Here is an 18,743-nt window from a genome sequence, read left to right on the forward strand (position 1 = left end):
GGGTACGTACCGATTCGCGGCCGCGCGTTGAGGCGCCGTTCAGGATTTCCGCGGGATCCGCAGCAAGTTGGGCCACAAGAAAATACTGGGAACGGTGTGCCTGCGGCGCCGAACCCGCCCCACCGCATCCACTACCCTCGGGCACATGGGTCTGGGGCGGCGGAAGAATGACAGCGGCAGCAGTCAGGCGGTGCAACCGCGCTGGCTCGCGCGCGAAGACCACCGGCAGTGGATTGTCGGCGCCATCGGTATCTCGGTGCTCGTGCCGCTGCTGCTCCCCGGATTCAGCGACATCGACGAGGCAGCCACGCGGCTCGAGCGGCTCGAGCGCCTCGCGGTTCCGGTCATCTTCGCCTACGCCGTCATGCAGGCGACGAGTGTGCTCTCCTACGTGCCGCTGACGCTCTGGGCGTTCCGCGGGGTTGCGGGGGAGGACCTCGCCACGCTCGCGCGCTTCTCGTCACCGCGCAACGCAGACGAAGAGCGTCAACTGCGCTGGGCCGGCTTCGACGAGGTGTCGACCGCGATCGGCGCTGGCGGCATCTCGCTGATCTGCGTGATCGCGTTCATCCTCGTGCCGGGCGTGCGCGAGAGCCCGCTCTCGACCTACGGCGCGCTCATTGCGATGGTTGCCTCATGGATCCTCATCGTCTTCGCCTTCGCGGTGCGGTACCTGCGCGACTGGGCCGCCGACGGCGGCGAGTTCATCGAGTCGCGCGAGGCCCCGTCGTTCGTTGACTTTCTGCTCGTGTCGCTGCAGGTGTCGACCGGCTACAACTTGGCGAAGGGCATGTTCGAGACCCGGCGCTCGCGCCGCAACGCGCTCACCCACAACGTGATCGCCTACGTCTTCAACACCGTCATCATTGCCCTCGTGATTTCGGTGGCGCTGCCGGCCGCCATGGCCTCGTCCTAAGCGGCAACCGCACGCCGCGCGAACCCGACCGCGCCGCCCGGTGAAAGATTGCGTCACCTCTCTATTCATGGGTGGCCCGTTCCACTAGCGTCAAAATTGCACGCCGCTCACGGTGAGTGCACCCAGCACCACCGAGTTCGTGACACGACGAAGAAGGTCGCCATGGCCGCAGATCCCAAGTCCGACGCCCCAATCACCCCGACTGACCTCGACCACACACCCACCGCGCCGACCCTGATGGCGACGCTCTTCGCCGAGACAGCGGGCACCTTCCTGCTCGTGATCGGCCTCATCGGCACGGCGCTGTTCGCGGCGAACTTCGGCGCGAGCCCCGAGGGCACCTCGCTCGGTGTCGGCTTCGTCGGCGTCGCGCTCGCGGTCGGCATCACCGTCATCGCCGGCGCGTACGCGTTCGGCCCGATTTCGGGCGGGCACTTCAACCCCGCCGTGACGGTCGGCCTTGCCGCCGCCGGACGCTTCCCCTGGTCGGGCGTGCTCGGCTACGTCGTCGCGCAGATCGTCGGCGGCGTGCTCGCCACTGCGGTCCTCTTTGCCATTGGCTCGTTCGGACCTGAGGGCTGGCTCGCGTCGGCGCAGGAGGCCGGCTTCGCGTCGAACGGCTATGACTCCCTCTCGCCGGGCGGCTTCGGCCTCGGCGCCGTCATCATCATCGAGACCGTGTTCACGGCGCTGTTCCTCTACGTGATTTTCGGCGTCACCCACGAGACGCGCGGCACGAAGTTCGCAGGACTCGCGATCGGACTCACGCTGACCCTTATCCACCTCGTGACCATCCCGGTCTCGAACACCTCGGTCAACCCGGCGCGGTCCATCGCCACCGCGGTGTTCGGCGGCGCCGAGCCGCTCACGCAGCTCTGGGTGTTCCTCGTGTTCCCGACGCTCGGCGCGCTCATCGCCGGCTTCACCTTCAAGCCGCTCTTCGACCGGGCGCGCGCCTAGCCGAAACGACTCGACCCCCGCGCAAGAGCTGCACGGGGGTCGAGTCGTGACGCCGCGCGGCGCCGAAGCGGATGCGCGTTACGGCGTGAGGCGGTTTGGGCCACGGAAGAGGTAGGTCACCTCGCGCAGGTTCGGCTGGTGCAGCATGAGCATCATCATGCGGGCGAGGCCCATGCCGAAGCCACCGTGCGGGGGCGCGCCGTAGCGGAAGAAGTCGAGGTAGAACGAGAGTTCTTCGGGCTCGAGGCCCTTCTCGCGGATCTGCTCCTCGAGCACGTCGACGCGGTGCTCGCGCTGCGCGCCCGTCGAGATCTCGACGCCGTTCCAGATGAGGTCGTACGACTTCGTCAGCGATGCGTCGTGCTCGTGCCGCATGTGGTAGAACGGGCGGATCGAAACGGGGTAGTCGGTGAGGAACACGAACTCGCTGCCGTGCTCTTCGAGCGCCCAGCGGCCGATCTCGCGCTCGCCCTCGGGATCCATGTCGAGGTCGCCGCGTTCGAACTTGTGGCCTCGCGACTGCACGATTTCGCGTGCCTCGAGCAGCGGGATGCGCGGGAACGCCACGTCGGGCACCTTCACATCGACGTCGAAGTGCTGCTTGATCGCGTCGCCGTGGCGCTCCGAGACTGCCTGCAGGGCGGTGCGCATGAGCTCCTCCTGCATGTTCATGACGTCGGCGTGCGAGTCGATCCACGAGATCTCGGCGTCTACGCCAGTGAACTCGGTCGCGTGGCGCGAGGTGAACGACGGGTCGGCACGGAACACGGGGCCGATCTCGAAGATCTTGCCGAAGCCAGCCGACTGCGCCATCTGCTTGAAGAACTGGGGCGACTGCGCGAGGTACGCGGGGCGGTCGAAGTAGTCGACCTTGAACAGCTCGGCGTTCGACTCCGACGCGCTCGCCATGAGCTTCGGCGTGAACACCTCGATGTAGTCGCGCTCGAACCAGTAGTCGCGCATCGCGTGCGTGAAGGTGGTCTGGGCGCGGAAGAGCGTGTTGTTGCGCGGCGTGCGCAGGTCGAGGAAGCGCCAGTCGAGGCGCTTGTCGATCGACGTGTCGTCGGCAATCGGCGTCTCGGGGTCGGCCTCCGACTCGACGATGATCTCGCCGACCTTCACCTCGAGGCCACCGAGCTTCACGCGCTCATCCTTCTTGAGTTCGCCGGTGACGGTGAGCATGGTGCCCTGCGCGAGCGACGAGATCGTGTCGCTGATCTGCTCGCGGCCCTCGCTGCGCGGGTTCACGAGCTGCAGGGCGCCGGTCTCGTCGCGAAGCACGACGAACTGCACCTTCTTCTGGTCGCGGACGGTGTCTACCCAGCCCTGAACCTTGACCGGTCCATCCTCGAGTCCGGCAAGTTCGGCAATCACGGTTCGTTGAGTCACCCCGCCATCCTAGTCGCCCGGCGCCGCGCGCACGTGCCTTCCCAGTGGCGACTCAGCCGCGGCTAGGCGCCGTCGGAGCGTATCCAGCCCAGCAGCTCGCGGTCGAGGCCGCGCCGATACTCGATCCATTCCTTCATGCGATCAGCCTACGCAGGCGCGTCTCGCTAGGCTTGCGACTATGCAGGAGCAGCGAATCCACCTGGTGCGGCACGGCGAGGTCGACAACCCCGAGGGCATTCTGTACGGGCGCTTGCCGAACTATCACCTGAGCGAGCGCGGCCATCGCATGGCGAAGCTCGCGGCCGACGATCTCGCGGCGCGCAACGTGCCGGCCGGGCGCCTCGTCGTCTCGCCGCTCGTGCGCACGCAGGAGTCGGCGGCGCCGGTCGCCAAGGCCCTCGGGCTCGAGCCGGTCATCGACGACCGCATTGTCGAGCCCTGGAACGTCTTCGAGGGCCAGCGACTGGGCGGCCCCGACGGTGCCTGGCGCAAGCCGAGCAACTGGCCGCACTTCGCCCTGCCGTGGGTGCCGAGCTGGGGCGAACCGTTCACCGAAATCGTCGCCCGCATGAAGGCCTCGCTGCTCGAGCACGCGGCCGCAGCGGAGGGCGCCGATGTTATCGTGGTGACACACCAATTGCCGATCTGGATGGTGCATCGGGCCGTGACCCACCGGCCACTCCCGCACAACCCGGCCAAGCGCCGTTGCGCCCTTTCGAGCATCACTGTGCTCGAATACCACCCGGCAACCGGCTTCATCGAAGCCGATTATCACGAACCGGCCGCCAGCGAACTCGCTGGGGCCACCGACCAGGGAGCTGTGTGAGCAGACGACACCGCCGAGTGACCGCAACCGCGCTCGGCCTCGCCGCGGCCCTCGCCCTCACCGGCTGCGCCAACGACGAGTTCGCGCAGCAGTACGCCGCAGATTCTGAGCAGGGCTACGTTTCGGGCGACGGCTCGTGGGAGATCTTCCCCGCCGACCAGCGCGCCGACCCCATCGCCTTCGAGGGCCAGACCGAGTCGGGCGACACCTTCTCGAGCGAGGACTATGCCGGCGAGGTCGTCGTGGTCAACTTCTGGTACGCGGCCTGCCCGCCGTGCCGCGCCGAAGCCGCCGACCTGCAGACCGTCAACGAGAACTACGAAGACGACGGCGTGCAGTTCGTCGGCGTCAACGTGTACGACCAGGCGTCAACCGCCCAGTCGTTCGCCGACGAGTTCGGCGTGACGTACCCGAGCATCCTCGACGTCGATGACGCGAGCGTGCGCCTCGCCTTCGCCGACAACGTGTCGCCGCAGGCGATCCCGTCGACCCTCGTGCTCGACCGCAACGGCTCGGTCGCCGCCGTGATTCGCGGCCTGGCTGACACCTCGGTGCTCAGCTCGATGATCGACGACGCGCTCGCCGAGTAGCTCGTGAACCCCGGCGAAGTCATCATCAGCGGGCAGCTCCTCGCGGCGCTGCCGATCGCGCTGCTCGCCGGGCTCATCTCGTTCGCTTCGCCCTGCGTGCTCCCCGTGATTCCCGGGTACATCGGCATGCTCGGCACGGTCTCCGATTCCAAGAAGTCCGACACGAACAAGCAGGATGCGCGCGAGTCGGTCGCGTCGGGCGGCACGGCCACCGCGGTGCGCGAGGCCGCGGCCCCGGCCCGCGGTCGCGTCGCGCTCGGCGCCCTGCTGTTCGTGCTCGGCTTCTCGGTGATTTACGTCGTCACCGGCGCATTCTTCGGCCAGCTCGGCGTCTGGTTCCTGCGCTACCAAGACCCGATCACGCGCATCCTCGGCATCGTCGTAATTCTCATGGGCCTCGTGTTCATGGGCATGGCGGGCCCCTGGCAGCGCACGATCAAGCTGAGCCGCGCCCCCGCCGGCCTCGTCGGTGCACCCCTGCTCGGCGCGATCTTCGCGCTCGGTTGGGCGCCGTGCATCGGCCCGACCCTCGTCGCGATCCAGTCGCTCTCGTTTGACTCGGCCTCGGCCGGTCGCGGCGCGCTGCTCGCCTTTGCCTACTGCCTCGGCCTCGGCCTCCCATTCGTGCTCGCCGCCGTGTTCTGGAGCTCGGCGACGGGCTGGATCGGTTGGCTCAAGCGGCACATTCGCACCATCAACCTCATCGGCGCCGCCCTGATCATCTTGATCGGCGTGCTCATGGTTGCTGGCGTGTGGCAGCTGTTCGTCTCCTACATCGGATCTATTCTTCCCGGATATGTCGCGCCCCTCTGATCACATCGACGCCGGCAGCGAGGGGTTCGAACCCAGCATTCGCGCGCCGAAGAAGCAGCCCGCAGGCACACCCCGCGGGCCCGGAGCGCGCGCCGTGACGGTGTTGCGCAACCTCTGGACCTGGCTCACGAGCATGCGCACGGCGATCATCCTGCTGTTGCTGCTCGCCATCGCGGCCGTGCCCGGTTCGCTCGTGCCACAGCGCTCGAGCGACCCGAACGGCGTCACCCAGTACTTTACGAACCACCCCGACACGGCGCCGACGCTCGACCAGTGGGGCATGTTCGACGTCTACTCGTCGTGGTGGTTCTCGGCAATATACCTGCTGCTGTTCGTGTCGCTCGTCGGCTGCATCCTGCCCCGGACCGTGCACCACTTCCGGTCCCTGCGCTCGAAGCCGCCCCGCACTCCGGCGCGGCTGCAGCGCCTCGATTCGTACGCGACACTGAAGCTCGACGCGCGCTGGACTGGCCGCGAGGGCGAGATCATCGCCGCGGCGCAGCGACTGCTCAAGTCGCGCCGCTACCGCACGACGCTCTACGAGACCCAGCCCCGGGGTAAGCGCGCCGGCACCCTGTCGGTGTCGGCCGAGCGCGGCTACCTGCGCGAGACGGGCAACCTCATTTTCCACGTCGGTATGCTCGGCGTGATCATCTCGGTCGGCGTGCTCTCGGGCTTCAACTGGCACGGCCAGCGCGTGCTCGTCGAGGGGCAGTCGTACGTCAACGGCCTCGTCAGCTACTCGTCGTTCACGCCCGGTCGCTTCTTCACGCCCTCGCAGATTCCCGGTTTCTCGGTCAAGCTCGACGATCTGCAGGTGACGTACGAGGACGAAAACCAGAACGCCATCGGTATTCCGACCGACTACACCGCGAACGTGACGGTGCAGCATCCGGGCCAGGAGGCGTACCAGGACGTCATCAAGGTGAACGAGCCGCTGCGCATGGACGGCACCGACACCTACCTGCTCGCGAACGGTTACGCGCCGACGGTCACGGTGCGCGACCCTGACGGCAACGAGGTGTTCCATGATTCGGTCGTCTTCATTCCGCAGGACTCGTTCCTCACCTCGACCGGCGTCGTGAAGATTCCGGATGGGCTGGCCGAGCAGGTCGGCATGGTCGGCTTCTTCTACCCGACGGCATCGCAGCTCGAGTCGGGCGCGTTCACGTCGACCAACCAGGACCTGCTCGACCCGATGCTCTCGCTCAACGTCTACGTTGGCGACCTCGGCCTCGACGACGGCGTGCCAACCTCGGTCTATCGCCTCGACACCGAGAACCTCACGCAGGTCGCGGGCGGCGACCACGGTGAGGCGATGCAGCTGCGCCCGGGCGAGACGGTCGAGCTGCCGAACGGCCTCGGCACCATCTCGCTCGACGCCGAGGTGCCTCGCTACGCGTCGTTCGACGTGCAACGCGACCACACGCGCGTGCCGGTGGCCGTGTTCGTGTTCCTCTCGATCGCCGGCCTCATCTCGTCGCTGCTCGTGCCGCGCCGCCGCATCTGGGTCAAGGTGCAGGCCACCGACGACGGCGTGCTCGTCGAATTCGCCGGCCTCGCGCGCGGGGAGGACCCGCAGCTTGCGCGGGCCGTGAATGAACTCGTAGACGCCTGCACACGCGAACTCGTATCCTTGAAGCACCCTGCCGCCGACTCGTCGAGCGGCGAATCCTGACTCGGTTGCGCCCCGGCGCAACCAGAATGTCGGCGGATCCTCGCCGCTCGGAGCAACACCTCACATGATCGAATCCCTCATCAACTGGTCGGACATCGCGTACTACGTCGCCATGGGCGTCTATGCCTTGGCGTTCATCCTCTTCGCCCTCGACCTCTCGGGCCGCGGCTCGACCGAGGCGAAGCGCGCCGCGGCCGCCCGCAACTCGGGCTCGGCGCTCGGCGCAACCTCGCGCGAGCTCGTCGGCGCGACCGTGAGCCACGCGGATGCGAGCGGCGCGGGCATCGTGACCTCGAAGGCACCCGAGGCGAGCAGCTCAGGCGGCACCGCCGTGCGCGCGACCAGGGCTGGCGGCGGTGAAAGCTGGCGCGACCTGCGCGCGACGCGCTTCCTGCCCGCCGCGATGGTCGCGACCCTCGTCGGCTTCGCGGCGCACTTCACGTCGGCGCTCACCCTCGGCCTCGCGGCCGGACGCGTGCCGTGGTCGAACATGTACGAGTTCACGCTCACGGCGACGCTGCTCATCGTGCTCGTGTTCCTCGTCTCGCAGCTCTGGCAAGACCTCCGGTTCCTCGGCACCTTCATCACCGGCATGGTGACGCTGTTCCTCGGCATCGCAACCGTCGGCTTCCGCGTCGAGGTCATGCCGCTACAGCCGGCGCTACAGAGCTACTGGCTGGTCATTCACGTCTTCATCGCGTCACTTGCGACGGGCTTCCTCGCCCTCGGCTCTGGCCTTTCGGTGCTGCAGCTGCTGCAGCAGCGCCGCGAGGCCCGCGTGCGCGCCGGCGAGGCCGCGAAGCGTGGCCCGCTCTCGGCACTGCCGGGCTCGGAGCGCCTCGAGGACTTGGCCTTCCGCGTCAACGTTGTCGGCTTCATCTTCTGGACCTTCACGCTCGTCGCCGGCGCGATCTGGGCCGAGGCTGCGTGGGGCCGCTACTGGGGTTGGGACACCAAGGAGGTGTGGACCTTCATCATCTGGGTGGTCTACGCCGGCTACCTGCACGCGCGCAGCACGAAGGGCTGGCGCGGCACGCCGTCAGCCTGGCTCGCGATCGTGGGCTTCGCGACGGTGATGTTCAACTTCGGCATCGTCAACGTGTTCTTCAAAGGCCTGCACTCGTACTCGGGCCTGTAGGCCGCCGAGAAGTTACTTGGCCTCGAGCCGCGCGTAGCACTCGCGCATCCGCTCGAACCACCACGAACGCCGCTCCTTCGGGGCGGCGTTCGTGCGTAGCGCGGCTTCGTCGGGCACGACCGGGGCGAGCGAGATGCAGCCGCCGACGGGGCGCCGCGGCTCGCTCACCTCGTCGGCGAAGAGCGAGACCGTGCCGAGGCCCGCGGCGAATGCGGGCTCGGGCAACAGCGCCGCGAGCTGCGCGCCCATGACGATGCCCACCGAGGTGTCGAGGGCGCTCGACACGGTTGCGGTGAGACCGGATGCGCGCACGATCTCGGCCGCGCGGCTCACCCCGCCGAGCGGCTGGGCCTTGACGACGAGGTGGTCGGCGGCGCCCGAGCGGGCGACTTGGAGCGGGTCGCTCGCCTTGCGCACGAGCTCGTCGGCGGCGATGCGGATGCGTGCGGCCGGGCCGCCCGCGAGCGTCTCGCGCAGCGCGACGAGCTCGTCGATCGTGGCGACCGGCTGCTCGGCGTACTCAAACTCGAAGCCGGCGTCGGTGAGGGTGCGCAGCGCCGCCGCGGCCTCGGCCACCGACCAGCCAGCGTTCGCGTCGATGCGAAGCCTGGCATCCGGCGCGGCCTCGCGCACCGCCTCGAGCCGCGCAAGGTCGTCGGCGAGCGAGTGGCCGCGCTCGGCGACCTTGACCTTGACGACTTCGCAGCCGTCGTAGCGCGCGAGCACCTCGGCGACGCGTTCGGCGGCGACGGCCGGCACCGTCGCGTTGACGGGCACCGAGCCCGACCCTCGGCGCTCGAGGGTGGGCGAGAAGCCGTACTCGATTGCGGCCGCGAGCCAGGTCGCCGCCTCGGCGGGGCCGTACTCGAGGAACGGCGAGAACTCGCTCCACACGGGCTGCCCCGCGACCTCGGCGGTGCCCTCGATGAGCGCCGCCTCGCGGCGGGTCACGCCACGGAACTTCGTGTTCAACGGCAGCGACACGATGTGGGTGCGGGCGAGGAGCTCGTCGAGTGGCACGATCGGGGCAGGCATGTGCTCATCTTCGCGCGCCCGGCTGCGCCAGGTCGAATTAGCTGCCCGGCGAGCGCGCACTACACTAATCAGCAGTCACATCCCTACCAGCCCGAATGGAATCGAATGGCGATCGAGCAGAGCGTCGCTGGCGGCCCGCGCCGCAAGCGCGACCGCGACCCCTCGTACCGGCACGCCACCGTGGTGCCGCTGCCATGGGTCGACCAGATGCTCAACCCGCTCAGCTGGCGCGTCGGGCATTGGGCGATGTTTGGGGCCGTGCTGACGCTCGCCGCCGACATCATCACGGGCCTCTACCTCTTCAACTTCTTCGGCATCGGCCGACAGTTCGAGCTGCAGATGTGGCTGCTCATCGCGGGCACGCTCGGCTTCGTGTCGATCACCGCATCGCTCTACGCGATCTTCTTCAAGTCGGGCCGCGCGACCGGCATCTTCGCGTTCATCTGCAGCTTCATCGTCGGCGCGGCGCCCGCCTGGCTCGTGCTCAACACGATCCTGCAGTTCATCATCAACGGGGGCACCCTGCCCGACGCCCCCATCAACTGGTAGCTCGCGGCGGACGACTACGGTGGTTATATGACTACCGAGCAGGTTTCTGACGTCTTCGACCCGTCGCGCTGGCAGCGGGTGTCGCAGTTCGATTTCACCGACATCACGTACCACCTCGACACGACCGGCCGCATCGCGCGCGTCGCGATCGACCGCCCCGAGGTGCGCAACGCGTTTCGCCCGAAGACCGTCGACGAGCTCTACACCGCGCTCGACGACGCCCGCCAGAACCCGCGCGTCGGCGTCGTGCTGCTCACCGGCAACGGCCCGAGCCCAAAGGACGGCGGCTATGCGTTCTGCTCGGGTGGCGACCAGCGCATCCGCGGCCGTGACGGCTACCAGTACGCCGAGGGCGACACCGCCGACTCGGTCGACAAGGCGCGCGCGGGTCGCCTGCACATCCTCGAGGTACAGCGCCTCATTCGCTTCATGCCGAAGGTCGTCGTCTCGGTCGTCAACGGCTGGGCGGCCGGCGGCGGGCACTCGCTCTACGTCGTCACCGACCTCACGATCGCGTCGCGCGAGCACGCCATGTTCAAGCAGACCGACGCCAACGTCGGCTCGTTCGATGCGGGTTACGGCTCGGCCTACTTCGCGAAGCAGGTCGGCCAGAAGTTCGCTCGCGAGGCGTTCTTCCTCGCCGAGGAATACGACGCGCAGCGCGGCTACGAGGTCGGCGCCGTGAACCGTGTCGTGCCCCACGCCGAGCTCGAGACCGAGGCCCTGAGCATGGCCGAGACGATTCTCACGAAGTCGCCCACGGCCATCCGCATGCTCAAGTACGCGATGAATCTGCAGGACGACGGGCTTGTGGGCCAGCAGCTCTTCGCCGGCGAGGCGACCCGCCTCGGGTACATGACCGACGAGGCGGTCGAGGGCCGCGACGCGTTCCTGCACAAGCGCGACCCCGACTGGGCGCCGTACCCCTGGTACTACTAATGGGCCGGATGCTCGGCTCGCGCGAGCTGCGCGAGGTCGCGGTCGACGACACCGCCGAGTTCTTCGCCCAGCTGCGCGCGGCGCTCGCGGGGGAGGGGCCGGCGCTGTTGCCGCGCCCGGCCGGCTGGTCGGGGCCGAGCGAGGAACTTCGGGGCGTGACCGTACCAGGCGACGTCGCCCTCGTCATCGAGACGAGCGGCTCGACTGCGGCGCCGAAGCGCGTGCTGCTCACCGCCGAGGGGCTCATGGCGGGGGCGCGCGCGACGCACCTCCGCCTCGGCGGGGCGCACGCCGGCGGCGAGCAGTGGCTGCTCACACTGCCCGCGCACTACATCGCGGGCGCGCAGGTGCTCGTGCGCTCGATCGTCGCGGGCAGCGAGCCGGTCGTCGCCTCGGGCGAGCACTTCACTCCCGAGGGCTTCATCGCCGACGCCGCGCGCCTCACCGGCGAGCGGCGCTACGTGTCGCTCGTGCCCGTGCAGCTGCGCCGGCTCGTCGACGCGGCCCGGGAGGATGCGCGGGTCGGGGCCGCGCTCGCGCGCTTCCACGGCATCCTGGTCGGCGGGCAGGCGACGCCGCGGGAACTGCTCGCCGAGGCCCGCGGGCTCGGCTGGCCGGTCACGACGACATACGGCTCGAGCGAGACGAGCGGTGGTGCCGCCTACAACGCACAGCCGCTGCCGGGCGTGCGGATGCGGCAGATTGACGGCGAGCTCTGGGTCGCCTCGCCGTCGCTCGCCCTCGGCTATCTTGGCGACCCCGAGCGCACCGCCGAGGCCTTCGTGACCGACGAGGCCGACGACCGCTGGTACCGCACGGGCGACGCCGGCACGGTGAGCGGCGACGGCCCCTGGGCCCTCGGCCTCGACGCCGAGGCGACCGGCACGATTGCCGTCACCGGGCGCTTCGACAGCGTCATCATTTCGGGCGGCGTCAAGGTCAACCTCGACGAGGTGACGCTCGCCGCGAGTTCAGCCGGCGCCTTCGACGAGGTCGTCGCGGTCGCCGTGGCGAGCCGCGAGTGGGGCGAGCGCGTCGCGCTGATCGCCGCCGACTCCGCAGCTGGCGGGCCGACGATCGACTCGCCCTCGGGCGGCCGCTCGACGCAGGATTCGCCCGCGGGCGAGGAGCCGTCGCGGGGCCAGCCGACGGCCGACGCGGCTTACTTCGGCGCCGCGGCGCTCGACGCAGGAGCGGATGCGAGGTGGCAGCGCATCCACTCGGCCCTCGCACCGCTCGGCGCGGCCGCGCGGCCGGCGCTCACTGCGCGCATCCCCGAGTTGCCGCGCCTCGCGAGCGGAAAGCCCGACCGGCGCGCGCTGCGCGAGCTCGTGGAATCGCTCGCGCGCCGCCTCGAAGCCGCCCCGACTTAGAATCACTGGGTGGCCAAACAGAAACGCAGCAACCCCAGTCAGCAACCTCGAAAGCAGGCGAACGTGCGCAACGTGACCCTGCGCGATTGGATTTCCGGGGCGCGGCTGCGCACCCTGCCGCTCGCCGTGTCGCCCGTGCTGCTCGGCTTCGCCTCGGCCGTGAGCGCGCAGCCCGGCGAGTTCCACTGGGTGCGGGCGCTCGCCGCGCTCGGCGTGGCGCTCTGCCTGCAGATCGGCGTGAATTACGCGAACGACTACTCCGACGGCGTACGGGGAACCGACGATGTGCGCGTCGGCCCGGCGCGACTCACGGGCGGTGGCGGCGTCGACCCGAAGCGCGTGCGCAACCTCGCGTTCTTCTTCTTCGCGCTCGCGGCGGTTGCCGGGCTGTTCCTTGTCGTGCGCACCGAACAGTGGTGGCTGCTCGCCATCGGCGTGCTTGCGATTCTCGCCGCGTGGTTCTATACCGGCGGCAAGCGTCCCTACGGCTACGCGGGCCTCGGTGAGGTCTTCGTCTTCATCTTCTTCGGCCTCGTCGCGACCGTCGGCACCGCCTACACGCAGGTGCTGTTCGTGCCATCGAACGCCTGGGTACTCGGCACCGCCGCGGGCCTGTTCGCCTGCGCCGTGCTCATGGTGAATAACCTGCGCGACCTCGACCAGGACCGCAGCGCCGGCAAGCGCACGCTCGCAGTGCTCGTCGGCCGCGGTACGGGCCGCATCTTCTTCGGTGTCTTCGCGCTCGCGCCGTTCGTTGCGACGATCACGTTCATGCTCGTCTACCCGCTGTCGGGCTTCGCGCTGTTCACGCTGCTGATTCTTGGCCCGGCCGTCGTCATCACCTCGACGTCCGAGACGCCGCGCGACCTCATCCTCGCGCTCAAGCTGACGTCGCTCGGTTCGTTCGCCTGGGCGATCATCATGGCGATCGGCATCATCGTGCCGAACATCACGCCGGCCGTGGTGCCGGCGTACCTCGGCTAAGCGCTACTTGGCCTGAGTCTCGGGGTCGTCGGTCTTGTCGAGATCGGCGGCCTCGGTCGTTTCCGGGGTGTCGGTGTCGGTTTCAGTGTCGTGCTCGATCTCGACGTCGGGATCGTTCTCGGGCACCGAGCCGGTGGCCGGCTCGTCCGACTCGGCCACCGCATCCGGCTCCTCGTGCGCGTGCTCATCGAGCAGCGCATCCTCGGCCTCGGCATCCGCCCCGGCGACGCGACCCTCGCGCTGCTGCATGATCGCACCGCCGATCGCGAGGCGCTCGGAGCGCAAGAACAGCAGCGAGACGGCGAAGCCGATGACGGAGGCGACCACCACGGCGATCAGCCAATTCCACTGCACCGTCGGCAGCAGCAGCATGATGAGTACGAACGGCACCGCGAATGCGAGGAGCCGAACGACCGTGTAGATGATCCAGGCGCGTGAAGTCTTCATCGCGACCAGTCTACGAATCCCCGCCTCCGACGGTTCGTCAGGCTCGCGAAGGTAAACTCTCCGGGTATGGGTCGCTGGATTATTCTCGGGGTGGTCGTCGCCGTCGCACTGACGGTCTACGCAGTCGTTGACTGCGCGATGTCGGACGCGAACCGCACCCGCATTTTCCGCAAGCCGATCTGGCTCGTCATCGTGCTGCTGCTGCCCGTGATCGGCCCGCTGCTCTGGATCTTCATGGGCAAGGGTCCCGTCGGCAAGGATCAGCGCGCGCCCGACAACGACATCGACTACCTGCGCAGCATCGGAGACGACAAGGCGCACGACGACCGCATCGCTGAGCTCGAAGACGAGATGCGAAAGCTCGACGACGAGATCGAGCAGGCGCGCCGCACAAGCATGAACCAGCATCCGTCGAACCACACCGGCGCGCTGCCCACCATCGAGCCCGACGACGAGCAGCCCCGCGAGGGCGACGACAACCTCGGCGACACCCCGGGCACCGGCCCCGACTCGGATTCCGAAGGCACGCGCTCGTGAGCGCCGCGCTCGCGGCAGCAGTTGAGTTGCTCGTCGCGGCGGTGAACGGTGGGGTGCGCGACATTGTCGTGTGCCCGGGCTCGCGCTCGCAGGCGCTCGCGCTGGTTGCTGCCGAGCTGGAGCGGGTGCGCGCCGTGCGGCTGCACGTGCGGGTGGATGAGCGCGGCGCCGCGTTCTTCGCGCTCGGCCTCGCCCGCGAGTCGGGCCGCGCGGTGCCGGTCATCACGACGTCGGGCACGGCGGTTGCGAACCTCCATCCGGCGATGCTCGAAGCGCACCACTCGGGCGTGCCCCTCATCGCCCTCACGGGCGATCGGCCGAAGGAACTCATCGGCACAGGCGCGAACCAGACCACGGTGCAGAGCGGCATATTCGGTCCGCTCATCAACACGACCACGCTCGGCGCCCCCGACGACGACGAGCTCAGCCTCGCGCTCGCGGCAGGGGCGGGCAAGGAGCTCGCGTCCGCGCGCACGGCCTGGCACCTCAACGTCGCCTACCGAGAGCCGCTCTCGGGCATCGTGCCCGACCTGAGCGGCCGAGTCGAGGCGCTCGCGTCGCCGGTGTCGCCCGAGCTCGAGGCGGCCGAGGCCGCGTGGCCGGGCAAGGGCGGCGATGCGCGCATCCTCGGCCGGGGTATCGGCACCGAGCTCGCGGCGCAGATCACCGCGACCATCGAACAGCACAAGACCGCGCCCGCGAAACTGCGGGCGTCAGCGCACGACAGCGTGACCCCGCTCGAGATCGCCGAGCTCGACCCCGCCGACTGGCCGGTCGGCATCGTTATCGCGGGCGACGGCGCCGGCCCGAGTGCCGAGCGCATCGCGCGCCAGGGCGGCTGGCCGCTCGTGGCCGAAGTGTCGAGCGGTGCCCGGTTCGGGCGCAACCTCGTCGTCGCCTACCGCCAGCTACTCGGTGAGGCGAGCACGGTGCCGGGGCTGCGTGACGGACTCGAACTCGCGATCGTCCTTGGGCATCCGACCCTGAGCCGCGAGGTGACGGCGCTGCTGAAGCGGCCTGGCCTGCGGGTCATCGTCGTCGACCGGCCCGGCGCCCCGTCGTTCAAGCCGACGAAGACGGCCGAGCACGTCGACGATGTCAAGGTGCTCGCGTTCGGCGCGACGCGACTCGGCGCGAGCGATGAAATGTTCCAGCTGCGCCGCGAGGCCGGCCGGATGCTTGCCGGCTGGCTCGACGCATCCCGCGCCCTCGTGCTCGAGCAGGGCTCGGATGCCCCGGCTCCCGACATCGAGGCCTCGCGCAGCCGCGATTTTCGCGACCGCGCGCGCTTCGGCCAGCAGGAGCTCGCCGTCTCGCGCGAGCCCGTCAACCGGCACATGCTCGTCGACGCCCTGTGGCGGCACACGTGGCCGCATGACCGGCTGGTCGTCGCCGCATCCCGGCTCATTCGCGACCTCGACAGCCGCGCGCCCGGCAAGCGCCTGCGCGTGCACGCGAACCGCGGCCTCGCTGGCATCGACGGCACGATCGCGACCGCGCTCGGCGTCGCCGACGCGAGCCAGCACGGCGACGAGCTGAGCTCGCGGGCCGGCATGACCCGCCTGCTCGTCGGTGACCTCGCGTTCGTGCATGACGCCTCGTCGCTGCTCGTCATGCAGGGCGGCGAGGATGCGCCGCGGCTGCAGATCGTCGTCGGCAACGACGGCGGCGGCACGATCTTCGACGGCCTCGAGGTCGCCGACACTGCCGACGCCACCGCGTTCGAGCGCGTCATGCGCACCGGTCGCGAGGTCAACATCGGGGCGATCGCCGACGCATTCGGCTGGGGCTACCGCCGCGCGACGACGCGCTCGCAGCTCGAGGAGGCGCTCACCGACCAGACGTCACCGCGCATCGTCATCGAGGTGCCGCTCGACGCCGAGCAGGGCGAAACCGACGTCGACACCGAGTAGCGCTTCAGTGGGGCGGGTCTAGGCTCGGTGCCATGGCCGACATCACTGACTACATCTACCTCGAGGATGCGCTGCGCGCGCGGATCACTGACGATCAGTTCTCGATTGGCGACCTGGCACCCGACGAAACCCCGGGCTTCACGGCGAAGAAGAACGAGAAGGCGATCGGCAAGGAACTCCTCACCGTTCGCGACAAGGAGCTCTCTGACCTGCAGGAGCGCATGTACGCGAAGGCGCGGGTCGATGACCCGAACGCGCCGAGCGTGCTGTTCGTGCTGCAGGGTATGGACACGGCGGGCAAAGGCGGCATCATCCGCCACGTGTTCGGCTCGGTCGACCCGCAGGGCCTGCAGCTCGCGTCGTTCAAGCGGCCGACCGAGGAGGAGCTCGCGCATGACTTCCTCTGGCGCATCGAAAAGCAGGTGCCAAAACCAGGGTTCATCGGCGTCTTCGACCGCTCGCACTACGAAGACGTGCTCGTGCAGCGGGTGCGTTCGCTCGCGCCCGCGGAGGAAATCGAGCGGCGGTACGGGGCGATCGTTGACTTCGAGCGTGGCCTGGTTGCCGCCGGGACCAAGGTCGTGAAGGTGTTTCTGCACATCTCGAAGGATGAGCAGGAGGAGCGCCTGCGCGAGCGCATCGAGCGCGAGGACAAGCACTGGAAGTACAACCCGGGTGACATCGACGAGCGCGAGTTGTGGGATGAGTACCAGCAGGCCTACGAGATCGCGATCCAGCGCACTTCGACGCCCGAGGCACCTTGGTGGATCGTGCCCGCCGACCGCAAGTGGTTCTCGCGGCTGTTCGTGAAGGGGCTGCTGCTGGACACGCTGCGCGGCCTGGAGCTCGACTGGCCCGAGGCCGACTTTGACCCGAAGACCGAGCTCAAGCGCCTGAAGGAATCGAGCAAGTAGGGGTTTGGCTTAGGCCGGTTTTCTCGCCGAGACGCGGTTACAACCGCAGCGATACTCGACAACCCGACGGGGAGCGCGTGCAAGCTTCGCCTCAAGTGCCTCTCGCGAGACGCCCGACGTGTTCGGCAGCACCCGCAGCAACACGGCAAACGCGACCACCCCGAGCGCGAAGACCGTGCCGAACACCCCCTGAAGCATAAATGCCTCCCGCGGCGCCAATGAGCAGGCTCGACGTGACCCCCCCCCGCGAGCGGGGTCAGCCAGAGTTCTTGCGGCATCGGCTCGAGCGCGCCCGGGCAGCGCACGTGCTCACCCTAACGCGCCCGCACCGTGCGGCCACGGGCAGCGTCATGCGACGAAAAACGGCACGAATGTGCGGTGCTCTAGTACCCCTCCGGCTCCACCGTCGCCCCGAGCGCCTCGACGATGGGCCGGAACTTTGGCAGCGTCTCCGCAAACTCCTCGTCGGGGTCGGAGCTGCCGACGATGCCGCCGCCCGCGAAGGCGGTCACCGCATCCGTCGCGAACTCGGCGCCGCGCAGCGCGACGACCCACTCGCCGTCGCCCGAGGCCGAGAGCCAGCCCGCGGGGCCGGCGTAGCGCATCCGGTCGAAGGGTTCGAGCTTGTCGATCGCGGCGAGCGCCGCCTCGCGCGGGGTGCCGCCGACCGCGGCGGTCGGATGCAGGGCGGCGACGAGGTCGAGCACGCTCGCGTCGCGAGGCAGGGTGCCGCGAATGTCGCTCGCGAGGTGCCACACATTCGGCAGTTCGAGCAGGAACGGCTCGGGTGACGAGGTCAGCCCCGAGTCGGGCTCCTCATGGCGGTCGAGCGAGCGCAGCGAGCCGAGCGCCGACTCGACGGCGTAGCGGTGCTCCTCGCGATTTTTCGGGGATGCGCGCAGCGCCTCGGCCGCCTCGGCGTCGGCCCCGGTCTCGGCCTCGCGCGGCGCGGTGCCCGCGAGCACGCGCGCCGTGACCGCGCCGTCGATGACCCGCACGAGCATCTCGGGGCTGGCGCCGATGAGCCCGTCGACGGCGTACGTCCAGGTCTCGGGGTAGGCCTCGGTGAGGCGGGCGAGTACGGCGCGGAAGTCTTGCCCGGCAGCGATTGGCGCGAGCAGGTCGCGCGCGATGACGACCTTCGACAGCTCGCCGGCGCGGATGCGCTCGACGGCCTCGGCGACGGCGTCGTGGTGCAGCGCGGCGGTCATCGCGCCCTCACGGAACGCCAGCGGCGCGAAGTCGCCGATCGGTGCGAGCACCGGCAGCTGCGCGGTGGTGAGCACCGGCTCCGACTCATCCTCGGGGTCGTCGTCGCCCGCGAGTGTCACCCGCGTGACGAAGGCGACGCCGCCCCGGCGGCCGAAGATGAGCTCGGGCACTCGCAGCACGCTCTGCGCGTCGCTCGAGTCGGCGAAGGCGAAGGCGCCGAACGCGACGAGCCCGGTCGAGGGCAACTGCACCTCGTCAGAGATCTCGCTCGCCTCGACGAGCTGCTGCCAGGCCTCGCGCGCCTCGCGGATGCGGTCAGACCCCGAGAACTCGGCTCGCCAGACCTCGCCGCGGCCGACGATGCCGTCGCCGCGGCGCAACCACACGGCAAGCTCCCGCAGCTGTCCTGCGCCGGGTACGGGCGCGAGTTGCAGCAGCCCGCCCGGGTCGGCAATTCGCGCGGTACGAACGCGGAGCCGAGGGAGCGCAACCATCACGCGTGCCAGCGTACCGCGCGCGCGAAGGCAGGG

The 18,743-nt window shown here is 69.3% G+C and carries 19 protein-coding genes; 14 read left to right on the top strand and 5 right to left on the bottom strand.

Annotation, left to right across the window (positions count from 1 at the left end; genetic code table 11):
- The first annotated feature begins 190 nt into the window (after window positions 1-190).
- Window positions 191-916, top strand: coding sequence for a DUF1345 domain-containing protein (locus tag EJL01_RS06375; RefSeq protein ID WP_164509733.1), 726 nt, complete (start codon window positions 191-193; stop codon window positions 914-916).
- Between the two features lie 162 nt (window positions 917-1,078).
- Window positions 1,079-1,876 carry an aquaporin Z gene (gene aqpZ, locus EJL01_RS06380; protein WP_125106740.1) on the top strand — a complete coding sequence of 266 codons (798 nt, stop codon included), beginning with the start codon at window positions 1,079-1,081 and terminating at the stop codon, window positions 1,874-1,876.
- A 78-nt stretch (window positions 1,877-1,954) separates the two neighbouring features.
- Here aqpZ and aspS read toward each other — a convergent pair whose 3' ends face one another.
- The gene (gene aspS, locus EJL01_RS06385; RefSeq protein WP_125106741.1) at window positions 1,955-3,265 is read right to left on the bottom strand and encodes an aspartate--tRNA(Asn) ligase; all 1,311 of its coding nucleotides are present in this window, start codon (window positions 3,263-3,265) and stop codon (window positions 1,955-1,957) included.
- 178 nt (window positions 3,266-3,443) lie between these two features.
- Between aspS and EJL01_RS06390 the strand changes: the two genes are divergently transcribed.
- The 5 genes from EJL01_RS06390 to ccsB all read left to right on the top strand — a co-directional run bounded on the left by EJL01_RS06390 (window position 3,444) and on the right by ccsB (window position 8,310).
- On the top strand, window positions 3,444-4,091 hold the full coding sequence (locus EJL01_RS06390; protein ID WP_125106742.1) for a histidine phosphatase family protein: 648 nt from the start codon (window positions 3,444-3,446) through the stop codon (window positions 4,089-4,091).
- Window positions 4,092-4,108: 17 nt separating this feature from the next.
- Window positions 4,109-4,681 carry a TlpA family protein disulfide reductase gene (locus EJL01_RS06395; RefSeq protein ID WP_125106743.1) on the top strand — a complete coding sequence of 191 codons (573 nt, stop codon included), beginning with the start codon at window positions 4,109-4,111 and terminating at the stop codon, window positions 4,679-4,681.
- 3 nt (window positions 4,682-4,684) lie between these two features.
- Window positions 4,685-5,494, top strand: a complete 810-nt coding sequence (locus EJL01_RS06400; RefSeq protein ID WP_125106744.1) for a cytochrome c biogenesis CcdA family protein — start codon at window positions 4,685-4,687, stop codon at window positions 5,492-5,494.
- Window positions 5,478-7,172 (top strand): cytochrome c biogenesis protein ResB, encoded by a 1,695-nt coding sequence (resB, locus tag EJL01_RS06405; protein WP_125106745.1) that lies wholly within the window; start codon window positions 5,478-5,480, stop codon window positions 7,170-7,172. The genes EJL01_RS06400 and resB overlap by 17 nt, the downstream gene beginning before the upstream one ends.
- A gap of 64 nt (window positions 7,173-7,236) precedes the next feature.
- A complete protein-coding gene (ccsB, locus tag EJL01_RS06410; protein ID WP_125106746.1) occupies window positions 7,237-8,310 on the top strand; it encodes a c-type cytochrome biogenesis protein CcsB in 1,074 nt (357 codons plus the stop codon).
- A gap of 12 nt (window positions 8,311-8,322) precedes the next feature.
- On the opposite strand, the gene EJL01_RS06415 is transcribed toward ccsB, so the two are convergent.
- Window positions 8,323-9,345, bottom strand: coding sequence for an o-succinylbenzoate synthase (locus EJL01_RS06415; RefSeq protein WP_125106747.1), 1,023 nt, complete (start codon window positions 9,343-9,345; stop codon window positions 8,323-8,325).
- A 105-nt stretch (window positions 9,346-9,450) separates the two neighbouring features.
- Between EJL01_RS06415 and EJL01_RS06420 the strand changes: the two genes are divergently transcribed.
- The 4 genes from EJL01_RS06420 to EJL01_RS06435 are packed head-to-tail and all read left to right on the top strand — an operon-like array spanning window position 9,451 to window position 13,190.
- Window positions 9,451-9,894 carry a hypothetical protein gene (locus EJL01_RS06420; RefSeq protein ID WP_125106748.1) on the top strand — a complete coding sequence of 148 codons (444 nt, stop codon included), beginning with the start codon at window positions 9,451-9,453 and terminating at the stop codon, window positions 9,892-9,894.
- A 27-nt stretch (window positions 9,895-9,921) separates the two neighbouring features.
- Entirely contained in the window at window positions 9,922-10,833 is a 912-nt protein-coding gene (locus tag EJL01_RS06425; RefSeq protein WP_125106749.1) for a 1,4-dihydroxy-2-naphthoyl-CoA synthase, read from the top strand.
- The gene (locus EJL01_RS06430; RefSeq protein ID WP_125106750.1) at window positions 10,833-12,206 is read left to right on the top strand and encodes an AMP-binding protein; all 1,374 of its coding nucleotides are present in this window, start codon (window positions 10,833-10,835) and stop codon (window positions 12,204-12,206) included. Before EJL01_RS06425 ends, EJL01_RS06430 begins: the two co-directional genes overlap by 1 nt.
- 9 nt (window positions 12,207-12,215) lie before the next feature.
- Entirely contained in the window at window positions 12,216-13,190 is a 975-nt protein-coding gene (locus EJL01_RS06435; RefSeq protein ID WP_125106751.1) for a 1,4-dihydroxy-2-naphthoate polyprenyltransferase, read from the top strand.
- Window positions 13,191-13,193: 3 nt separating this feature from the next.
- Here EJL01_RS06435 and EJL01_RS06440 read toward each other — a convergent pair whose 3' ends face one another.
- Entirely contained in the window at window positions 13,194-13,637 is a 444-nt protein-coding gene (locus EJL01_RS06440) for a DUF4229 domain-containing protein (RefSeq protein ID WP_125106752.1), read from the bottom strand.
- Window positions 13,638-13,703: 66 nt separating this feature from the next.
- Between EJL01_RS06440 and EJL01_RS06445 the strand changes: the two genes are divergently transcribed.
- The 3 genes from EJL01_RS06445 to EJL01_RS06455 are packed head-to-tail and all read left to right on the top strand — an operon-like array spanning window position 13,704 to window position 17,001.
- The gene (locus EJL01_RS06445) at window positions 13,704-14,174 is read left to right on the top strand and encodes a PLD nuclease N-terminal domain-containing protein (protein WP_125106753.1); all 471 of its coding nucleotides are present in this window, start codon (window positions 13,704-13,706) and stop codon (window positions 14,172-14,174) included.
- A complete protein-coding gene (gene menD / locus EJL01_RS06450) occupies window positions 14,171-16,087 on the top strand; it encodes a 2-succinyl-5-enolpyruvyl-6-hydroxy-3-cyclohexene-1-carboxylic-acid synthase (RefSeq protein ID WP_125106754.1) in 1,917 nt (638 codons plus the stop codon). Before EJL01_RS06445 ends, menD begins: the two co-directional genes overlap by 4 nt.
- A 32-nt stretch (window positions 16,088-16,119) precedes the next feature.
- A complete protein-coding gene (locus EJL01_RS06455; protein ID WP_125106755.1) occupies window positions 16,120-17,001 on the top strand; it encodes a PPK2 family polyphosphate kinase in 882 nt (293 codons plus the stop codon).
- Between the two features lie 9 nt (window positions 17,002-17,010).
- Here EJL01_RS06455 and EJL01_RS06460 read toward each other — a convergent pair whose 3' ends face one another.
- Both EJL01_RS06460 and EJL01_RS06465 read right to left on the bottom strand, forming a co-directional pair.
- The gene (locus tag EJL01_RS06460; protein WP_125106756.1) at window positions 17,011-17,199 is read right to left on the bottom strand and encodes a hypothetical protein; all 189 of its coding nucleotides are present in this window, start codon (window positions 17,197-17,199) and stop codon (window positions 17,011-17,013) included.
- 185 nt (window positions 17,200-17,384) lie between these two features.
- On the bottom strand, window positions 17,385-18,707 hold the full coding sequence (locus EJL01_RS06465) for an isochorismate synthase (protein ID WP_125107438.1): 1,323 nt from the start codon (window positions 18,705-18,707) through the stop codon (window positions 17,385-17,387).
- Between the last annotated feature and the right edge of the window lie 36 nt (window positions 18,708-18,743).

This window comes from Gulosibacter massiliensis, from assembly GCF_900626105.1.
Classification (GTDB): domain Bacteria; phylum Actinomycetota; class Actinomycetes; order Actinomycetales; family Microbacteriaceae; genus Gulosibacter; species Gulosibacter sediminis.

Bases quoted from the DNA above. Each gene is read 5' to 3' on its own strand.
- aqpZ (WP_125106740.1), top strand. From the start codon at position 1,079: ATGGCCGCAGATCCCAAGTCCGACGCCCCAATCACCCCGACTGACCTC.
- EJL01_RS06390 (WP_125106742.1), top strand. From the start codon at position 3,444: ATGCAGGAGCAGCGAATCCACCTGGTGCGGCACGGCGAGGTCGACAAC.
- resB (WP_125106745.1), top strand. From the start codon at position 5,478: ATGTCGCGCCCCTCTGATCACATCGACGCCGGCAGCGAGGGGTTCGAA.
- ccsB (WP_125106746.1), top strand. From the start codon at position 7,237: ATGATCGAATCCCTCATCAACTGGTCGGACATCGCGTACTACGTCGCC.
- EJL01_RS06415 (WP_125106747.1), bottom strand. From the start codon at position 9,345: ATGCCTGCCCCGATCGTGCCACTCGACGAGCTCCTCGCCCGCACCCAC.
- EJL01_RS06420 (WP_125106748.1), top strand. From the start codon at position 9,451: ATGGCGATCGAGCAGAGCGTCGCTGGCGGCCCGCGCCGCAAGCGCGAC.
- EJL01_RS06425 (WP_125106749.1), top strand. From the start codon at position 9,922: ATGACTACCGAGCAGGTTTCTGACGTCTTCGACCCGTCGCGCTGGCAG.
- EJL01_RS06430 (WP_125106750.1), top strand. From the start codon at position 10,833: ATGGGCCGGATGCTCGGCTCGCGCGAGCTGCGCGAGGTCGCGGTCGAC.
- EJL01_RS06440 (WP_125106752.1), bottom strand. From the start codon at position 13,637: ATGAAGACTTCACGCGCCTGGATCATCTACACGGTCGTTCGGCTCCTC.
- EJL01_RS06445 (WP_125106753.1), top strand. From the start codon at position 13,704: ATGGGTCGCTGGATTATTCTCGGGGTGGTCGTCGCCGTCGCACTGACG.
- EJL01_RS06455 (WP_125106755.1), top strand. From the start codon at position 16,120: ATGGCCGACATCACTGACTACATCTACCTCGAGGATGCGCTGCGCGCG.
- EJL01_RS06460 (WP_125106756.1), bottom strand. From the start codon at position 17,199: ATGCTTCAGGGGGTGTTCGGCACGGTCTTCGCGCTCGGGGTGGTCGCG.
- EJL01_RS06465 (WP_125107438.1), bottom strand. From the start codon at position 18,707: ATGGTTGCGCTCCCTCGGCTCCGCGTTCGTACCGCGCGAATTGCCGAC.